The sequence below is a fragment of the Mycobacterium sp. genome (genome assembly GCF_050701675.1).
In the GTDB taxonomy this organism is placed as follows: domain Bacteria; phylum Actinomycetota; class Actinomycetes; order Mycobacteriales; family Mycobacteriaceae; genus Mycobacterium.
Map to the genome: position 1 here is coordinate 1 of NZ_JBOGDD010000809.1, position 7,922 is coordinate 7,922.

The window sequence follows — 7,922 nt, forward strand, 5'->3', positions numbered from 1 at the left end:
GGACGCAGCCGATCCCGAGCGGTATGCCAGCGTATTCACCGACGACGCGGACTACGTCACCTTCCTGGGCGGCCGCCAGAGAGGCCGGAAGGCGATCGCCACGTCGTATGCGCCACTGTTCAAGAGAGTCCTACACGGATCGCGCCTGCGAATACAGATCACCCAACTGCGGTATCTGACACCGGACGTGGCGCTGATCCACGCAAGGGCCGCCGTTACCAAGCAGACCCGCCGGTGGAATCGGCGCGCCGACCGGACCAACACCACCGTCGCAGTGCGCACCGACGACGGGTGGCTACTGGCCGCCTCGCAGAACACCACACATCGCTGGCTGACCGAGAAGGTGATGGGTTGGCTGCTGCCGCGAACAGTTCGCAGATGAGACAAGGCACCCGCAACCGTTATCACGCATGGAGAACCCGGTTGATGAGCTGACTCGCGCCTGGTCCGGACATCTCGTCGATCGCTGCCGAACGTCCTGACGCCGCGAGGAGTAGCGCGACCGCCGGACCCCTCACCAACGGTCCGCTGCCGACAGAGAAGTCGGCATCAGTGGCACTCAGAGTGAGGCTCTTGAGACGTCGCTTGCCACCTGACGGCCGGTCGCCGACGAGATACCCGATGGCATCTGCGATACCCGGGGTCGAATAGGTGTGGTTCATCCCCAACGGACGCCGGACGTCCTCTCCGTGAACCACGATCTCGATGACGCGCGTGATCACTGGAAGCGGCGGCGATACAACGTAATCCACCGCTGACCGCAGTGCCGCCAACGTCGCCGACGCATCGTGTCCGCGCGCCCGTGCCACCTGTCTTTCGACGATGCGCTCGACGCTGAACCCTGCCCGGACGAATTCGCGGGCGAAGCCGATACGCGACAACGCCGCAGTGGCTGCCAGATGCGCAATGACATCACGGACGGCCCAGCCGGCGCACAATGACGGCGTCTCCCACGCTGCGGCGTCCAAGCCGGTCAAATCCTCGACGAGCGCCCGGCGTTCGGCATGAACGACAGGCCAGACATGCGATCCGATCCCACCCACAGCAATCAGAGAACCACATCGAACTGCCGCCGTCGTGAACCGCTGGCGAGGGGACTGCCGTCCATTCGGTGAGGCAACGATCGTCGGACACCCGCGCTTCGGACTGGTGGAACAAAACTGGTCGTGAAGCGTATGCCGAGGATATTGTTCACACCCACCGCGGCCAGGAACACGCATTCTTGCCGTGGTAACGGCGATGCCCACGCGGTGATCCATTCGGCCAGTTCGGTATTGAGTCCGTCGATACGGGCGTCCAAGAGCGCCTCCTTGGATTTGAAGTAGTAGTACAGGGCGCCCAAGTCCGCAGGGTTGTCCTACCGCCCAGACAAGGCTGGAGGGCAGTGTCCGATTGCCATCGGCACTCCTTCGCCCACGTACTTGTCTATATGCTAAATTCATTAACTAATGGATTGCTGTAGTTGAACACTGCTTCGGGGGGTGCGCGGTGGCGGAGTCACTGGACGCACTGAGTGCCGACTTCTTCCGATCAATGGCACACCCGGCGCGAGTCCGGATCCTGAAGATGCTCGTGGCCTGGGACCGATCGGTGACGGAATTGCTCCCCGGGGTCGGCCTGGAAGTCTCGGACCTGTCGCGGCAGCTCACCGCGCTGCGCAGGGCCCGAATCGTCAGCGCCCGACGACACGGCAAGACGGTCACCTACTCGATTGCCTCCGCCCACGTCGCCGCACTGCTAATCGTGGTGCGCGCTGGTCTGCCCGACGAACAGGCTGGCGCACTGGGGATTTCGGCGGTCCATGCATCGTGAAGGACTGGATCGCCAAGATCGTCAAAGTCGGCCGGGTCACCGAGCCGGCCAATGACGCCCCGCCGAGGGCAGTCGACGCGCCAACCGGGATAGCGGGGTCGCTGCAAGTGCGCCACGTCGATGCCGGTTCGTGCAACGGCTGCGAGGTGGAGATCTCTGGAGCCTTCGGACCGGTCTATGACGCCGAACGATTCGGCGCCCGCCTTGTCGCTTCGCCACGACATGCAGACGCGCTGCTGGTCACCGGCGTCGTGACCCGCAACATGGCCCAGCCCCTGCGCAACACCCTCGACGCGACGCCGGAACCGCGAGCCGTGATCGCCTGCGGTGACTGCGCGCTGAACCGGGGTGTGTTCGCTGACGCTTACGGTGTCATCGGCGCCGTCGGCGATGTGGTCCCGGTCGACGTCGAGATCCCGGGATGCCCGCCCACCCCCACCCAGATCGTGGCCGCGCTGCGGTCGGTGACCGGACGGTGACCTTCACTGTCGACACGGCACCTGAGTTCGCGCCGGACACTTTGCAGAACAATGGTTTCCGGTCGGCTGCTGCCGGAGTGTTGACGTCTGCGCTGGGTCTGGCCGGGATTGGGATCGGGTTGGCCGGGATGCTGGGACCGCCGCGCTCGGTGCAGATCGGCTGGTTGATCCCGCTGATCGGCGTGGCACTGCAACTCGATCCGCTCGGCGGATTCTTCATCGCGGTGACCGGTGCGGTCGCGGTCCCGGTCGGGGTCTATGCGATCGGTTACGCCCGCCGCGAGCACCTGGGCGTCGTTCCGCTGACCGTGCTGCCACTGTTCGTAGCGGCGATGATGCTGGTGCCGGCCGCGGCGTCGGTGTCGACCTTCCTGCTGTCCTGGGAGTTGATGGCCGCCGCGTCGCTGATCCTGGTGGCCGCACAACACACCCGGCTAGCGGTGCGCTCGGCCGCGGTGTTCTACGCGGTGATGACCCAGCTCGGGTTCGTTGCGATCCTCCTCGGCCTGATGCTGCTGTCCGCGGCCGGCGGGGCCGATCGTTTCACCGATCTTTCCGGGGTGCCGCCCGGTGCCCGCACGGCAGTGTTCGTCCTGACGCTGGCCGGCTTCGGCTCGAAGGCCGGGCTGCTCCCGCTACACGCCTGGTTGCCGCGTGCCCACCCCGAGGCACCCAGCCCTGTCTCGGCGTTGATGAGCGCAGCCATGGTCAACCTCGGCATCTACGGCATCATCCGCATCGACCTGCAAGTGCTCGGACCCGGACCCCGCTGGTGGGGAGTGACGCTGTTGGCGATCGGCGCGGTGTCGGCGGTCTACGGGGTACTGCAGGCATCGGTGGCCACCGACCTCAAACGGCTGCTGGCCTATTCGACCGTGGAGAACATGGGGCTCATCACCGTCGCACTCGGCGCGGCGACGCTGCTGGCCGCCTCGGGCGCCGCCTCAGCGGCCACGGTGGCGATGGCTGCGGCGCTGCTGCATCTGGTGGCGCACGCCGCATTCAAATGCCTCGGCTTCCTGGCCGCCGGATCGGTACTCGCGGCGACCGGTCTGCGTGACCTGGACCGCCTCGGTGGTCTGGCCCGCCGGATGCCCGCCACCACGATTCTGTTCGGGGTGGCCGCGCTGGGCGCCTCCGGTCTGCCGTTGGGTGCGGGGTTCGTGAGTGAGTGGCTGCTCGTGCAGTCGCTGATCCACGCTGCACCCGAACACAACACGGTGGTCGCCCTGGCAACTCCGCTGGCGGTCGGTGCAGTCGCGCTGACCACCGGACTCGGGGTGGCAGCGATGGTGAAGGCATTCGGCATCGGATTCCTGGCCCGGCCCCGGTCCGACGCAGCGGCCGGCGCCCGCGAGGCGCCCGCCAGCATGCTCATCGGAATGGTCGCGGCAGCCGTCGCCTGCGTGGTGGTGGCCGTCGCGCCATTCGTGCTCGCCACCCCGTTACGGCGAGTGCTGGCCGCATTGCCCGCATCCGCGCGCGCCGATCTGTCGGGCTTGGGCACGGTGCTGCATCTTCCCGGGCTGGCCGGGTCGATGGCACCGGGCCTGATCGCTGCCTTCCTGCTCGTCGCGGTGCTGGCTGCGGTCCTCGCATCCCAGTGGGGATCGCGTCGACGCCCGCAGCCGGTGGCGTTACCGCTATGGGCGTGCGGCGCAGATGAACTCACCGCGCGCATGCAGTACACGGCCACCTCGTTCGCCGAACCGCTGCAGCGGGTGTTCGACGACGTGCTGCGCCCCGATACCGACGTCGAGGTCACCCCCTTCGATGAGTCGCAGTACCTGGTGGCGAAGGTCGCCTACCGCGCCCAGATCAGCGACGCCGTCCAAGATCTGCTCTACACCCCGGTCATTCGGTTTGTTATGTTGTGCGCCAACGGTATTCGACGTGCGCACACCGGCAGTGTGCACCTATACCTCGCCTACGGCGCACTCGGCGTCCTGATCGTCCTGCTGGTGGCGCGATGAACCTGATGTCGTATGTCGCCGGTGTCACGCAGATCACCGGCGTGGCGCTGGGTGCTCCCGTGCTGATCGGAATGACGCGCCAAGTCCGGGCCCGGTTGGAGGGCCGCGTCGGGGGTGGGGTCTTGCAGCCGTGGCGTGACCTGCGCAAACAGCTGCGAAAACAGCAGATCACCCCGAACGGCACCACCGTGGTGTTCAGCGCAGCGCCCGCCATCCTGGCCGGAACGACGCTCCTCATCGTCGCCGTACTGCCGCTGGTGGCCACCGGCTCACCGCTGGACCCCGTCGCTGATCTGTTCGCGGTAGTCGGCCTGCTCTTCCTGGGCACCGTCGCGCTGACCCTGGCCGGCATCGACACCGGGACCTCCTTCGGCGGGATGGGCGCCAGTCGCGAGATCACCATCGCCGCCCTTGTCGAGCCGACCATCCTGCTCGCGATCTTCGCGCTGTCCATCCCGACCGGATCGTCGAACCTCGGCGCCATCGTGGCGCACACCATTGACAACCCTGCGCAGTCGGTGTCGCTGCCCGGGGTGCTGGCGTGCGTAGCGCTGGTGGTGGTGATCGTCGCCGAAACGGGCCGACTTCCCGTCGACAACCCCGCTACCCACCTAGAGTTGACAATGGTGCACGAGGCGATGGTCCTCGAATACGCGGGACCGCGCCTGGCAGTGGTCGAATGGGCCTCCGGGATGCGCCTGGCGGTTCTGCTGGCGCTGCTGGGGAACCTGTTCATTCCATGGGGCATCGCCGGTTCGGATCCAAGCGCCCTGGACGTCGCGATCGGGATCGCGGCGATCGCAGCGAAAGTCGCGGTCCTGGCGGTCCTGCTCGCCGGTGCCGAGGTGTTCCTGGCCAAGCTGCGACTTTTCCGGGTGCCCGAACTGCTCGCCGGGTCGTTCCTGCTGGCACTGCTCGCGGTCACCGCCGCCAATTTCTTCAGCACCCGGGCATGAAGGCGACACCATGACCGACAGCGCCGTCGCCAGCCTGATCGACCTCGCCGCGGGCGCCCTGGTCCTGGCCGCCGTCCTCATCGTGTGGCGCCGCGACCTGCGCTCCATCATCGCGCTGCTCGCCTGGCAGGGTGCCGCGCTGGCCGCGATCCCCATCATCCGGGGTGCCTACGAACACGATGCCACCCTGATCGTCGTCGGCGCCGCCATCGCCATGTTGCGCGTGGCTCTGTTGCCATGGCTGTTGATGCGCGCGCTCGGCGCAGAGCACCGCGGGCAACGCGAGGCCACCCCACTGGTGAACACCACAGCCTCCCTGCTGATTGCGGCGCTGCTCACGGTCACCGCGTTCGCCGTCACCCGTCCCGTGGTCAACCTGGACCCCGGGCCGGCCATCGGTGCGGTCCCCGGCGCGTTCGCCGTGGTGCTGATTGCGTTGTTCGTGATGGTCACCCGGCGCCACGCCATCTCGCAGGCAGCGGGATTCCTGATGCTGGACAACGGGATTGCCGCAGCCGCGTTCCTGCTTACCGCCGGGGTGCCGGTGATCGTGGAGTTCGGGGCGTCCCTGGACGTGCTGTTCGCGGTCATCGTGATCGGTGTCCTCACCGGTCGAATGCGACGCAAGTTCGGCGGTGCCGACCTAGACGCTCTCCGTGAGTTGCACGACTGATGACACTGCTGCTGCTCGTATCGATCCTGGCGCCACTGACGGCCGCGGCGCTCACCGCGGTGGCCGGCTGGTGCCGGGTCACCGCCAGCCTCACCGCGCTGAGCGCGCTGAGCATCTTGTGCGGCGGGGTCGGGGTCGCTATTCGACTGGGAGCGGCCCCGCACGTGCTGCTCGGCGGACTGCTGCGGGCTGATGCCCTTTCCGCGGTAATGCTGATCGTCATCGGGACGGTCGGCACGCTGGGCGCCGTTGCCAGCATCGGCTACATCAACGCCGAACTCGACCACGGCCACACCGACGCCACGGCTGCCCACCTCTACGGCACGCTCACCCCGGCGTTTCTGGCCGCGATGGTTGTGGCGGTGTCGGCCAACAACATTGGTGTCATCTGGGTCGCGATCGAGGCCACCACGGTGATCACCGCTTTTCTGGTCGGGCATCGCCGTACCCGCACCGCGCTGGAAGCCACCTGGAAGTACGTGATCATCTGCTCGGTGGGAATCGCGATGGCGTTCCTGGGCACGATCCTGCTGTACTTCGCAGCCCGGCACGCCGGCGCGGACAGCGGCCACGCCCTGAATCTCGACGTCCTGATCGCCCACGCCAGTGGGCTCGACCCAGCCGTGACGCGCCTTGCCGGGGGACTGCTCCTGATCGGTTATGGCGCCAAGGTCGGCCTGGTCCCCTTTCACACCTGGCTGGCCGACGCGCACAGCCAGGCCCCGGCACCGGTGTCGGCGTTGATGAGTGGCGTGCTGCTTGCGGTCGCCTTCTCGGTTCTGCTGCGGATCAAACCGATCGTCGACGCCGCGGTCGGCACGGGGTTCCTGCGCTGGGGCCTACTCGTGGTCGGGCTGGCCACCGTCGCCGTCGCAGCCACGCTGCTGACCGTGACCACCGACCTCAAACGGATGCTGGCCTACTCCTCTATGGAGAACATGGGACTGATCGCGATCGCCGCCGCGGCCGGCACCAAACTGGCGATCGCAGCGCTGCTACTGCACGTCCTGGCCCACGGCATCGGCAAGTCCGTACTGTTTCTCGCCAGCGGACAGCTACAGACTGCCCACGACTCCACGGCAATCCCCGACATCACCGCAGTATTCCGCCGCTCCCGTCTGATCGGCGCAACGTTCGCGATCGGCATGCTGGTGTTGGTCGGGCTGCCGCCATTCGCGATGTTCGCGAGCGAACTCGCCATCGCCCGCGCACTGGCCGATGCACGCCTCGCCTGGGTGCTAGCCGCCACTCTGCTGCTCATCGTGATCGCCTTCGCCGCCCTGGTGCGCAATACGGGACAGATACTGCTCGGCGAGCCCACTGCCGAGTCGCCGTCCATCCGGGTGCCCGCCACGGTCGCCAGCGCCTTGCTGGTCGGAGTGGCGGCCAGCTTCGCGCTCGGTGTCACCGCCGGTCCGCTGACCGAGCTATTCCACACCGCCGCAGAACAACTCGGGGCATCACGGTGACCGCCCAGCGCAGCGCTCGTAGGGTGAACGCCGACGACCAATCTGCTGCGACGGAGGAACTGCTCGCGGCCGGCTATCGGCTGGCGCTGGTCGCCGCCCACGACGACGCAGATGCAGTCCGGATCGTGTCGCTGTTCCTCGCCGGCAATCCCGATCGGCGCACGGAACTCACCCTCACCATCCCCAAGGACGACCTCGAGTTGCAGTCCCTGGCCCACCTGTCCTTCCCGGCAGGCCGCTTCGAGCGGGAGATGATGGACCTCTTCGGCGTCAAGCTCATCGGGCATCCACGACCACGCCGCATGGTCCGCCACGCGCATTGGCCCCAGGACTGGCATCCGATGCGCGCAGACGCCGGACCTCCACCCAATTTCGCGGCCAGCGGCCGCTTCCCGTTCCTCACAGTCGACGGGGACGGGGTCTACGAGATTCCCGTCGGGCCGGTGCACGCCGGGCTGATCGAACCCGGGCACTTCCGCTTCTCCGTCGTAGGGGAAACCGTGCTGCGCCTGAAGATCCGACTGTGGTTCGTCCACCGGGGCATCGAGAAACTCTTCCAG

The 7,922-nt window shown here is 67.2% G+C and carries 10 protein-coding genes; 8 read left to right on the forward strand and 2 right to left on the reverse strand.

Translation table 11 applies throughout. The features are described from left to right. The coding region (locus ACRDUX_RS24770) for an SgcJ/EcaC family oxidoreductase (protein ID WP_526417482.1) at positions 1-382 on the forward strand (382 nt) is incomplete at its 5' end. A 22-nt stretch (positions 383-404) separates the two neighbouring features. Here ACRDUX_RS24770 and ACRDUX_RS24775 read toward each other — a convergent pair. Together ACRDUX_RS24775 and ACRDUX_RS24780 are read right to left on the reverse strand one after the other, a co-directional pair. Then, on the reverse strand, positions 405-1,043 hold the full coding sequence (locus tag ACRDUX_RS24775; protein WP_526417484.1) for a maleylpyruvate isomerase family mycothiol-dependent enzyme: 639 nt from the start codon (positions 1,041-1,043) through the stop codon (positions 405-407). A 5-nt stretch (positions 1,044-1,048) separates the two neighbouring features. Further along, entirely contained in the window at positions 1,049-1,342 is a 294-nt protein-coding gene (locus ACRDUX_RS24780) for a hypothetical protein (RefSeq protein WP_526417486.1), read from the reverse strand. 146 nt (positions 1,343-1,488) lie between these two features. On the opposite strand from ACRDUX_RS24780, the gene ACRDUX_RS24785 reads away from it, so the two are divergent. The 7 genes from ACRDUX_RS24785 to ACRDUX_RS24815 form a co-directional block, all read left to right on the forward strand. Then, entirely contained in the window at positions 1,489-1,812 is a 324-nt protein-coding gene (locus ACRDUX_RS24785; protein ID WP_526417488.1) for an ArsR/SmtB family transcription factor, read from the forward strand. After that, positions 1,809-2,291: an NADH-quinone oxidoreductase subunit B family protein gene (locus ACRDUX_RS24790; protein WP_526417490.1), complete on the forward strand. Its 483-nt coding sequence runs from the start codon at positions 1,809-1,811 to the stop codon at positions 2,289-2,291. Before ACRDUX_RS24785 ends, ACRDUX_RS24790 begins: the two co-directional genes overlap by 4 nt. Then, a complete protein-coding gene (locus ACRDUX_RS24795) occupies positions 2,288-4,264 on the forward strand; it encodes a complex I subunit 5 family protein (protein ID WP_526417492.1) in 1,977 nt (658 codons plus the stop codon). The genes ACRDUX_RS24790 and ACRDUX_RS24795 overlap by 4 nt, the downstream gene beginning before the upstream one ends. Before the next feature lie 5 nt (positions 4,265-4,269). Further along, on the forward strand, positions 4,270-5,220 hold the full coding sequence (locus tag ACRDUX_RS24800; protein ID WP_526417500.1) for a respiratory chain complex I subunit 1 family protein: 951 nt from the start codon (positions 4,270-4,272) through the stop codon (positions 5,218-5,220). A gap of 10 nt (positions 5,221-5,230) precedes the next feature. Further along, on the forward strand, positions 5,231-5,893 hold the full coding sequence (locus ACRDUX_RS24805) for a hypothetical protein (protein WP_526417494.1): 663 nt from the start codon (positions 5,231-5,233) through the stop codon (positions 5,891-5,893). Next, on the forward strand, positions 5,893-7,362 hold the full coding sequence (locus ACRDUX_RS24810) for a complex I subunit 5 family protein (RefSeq protein ID WP_526417496.1): 1,470 nt from the start codon (positions 5,893-5,895) through the stop codon (positions 7,360-7,362). The genes ACRDUX_RS24805 and ACRDUX_RS24810 overlap by 1 nt, the downstream gene beginning before the upstream one ends. Further along, positions 7,359-7,922, forward strand: a 564-nt coding sequence (locus ACRDUX_RS24815; RefSeq protein WP_526417498.1) for an NADH-quinone oxidoreductase subunit C, incomplete at its 3' end; no start/stop codon positions are given. The genes ACRDUX_RS24810 and ACRDUX_RS24815, both read left to right, overlap by 4 nt.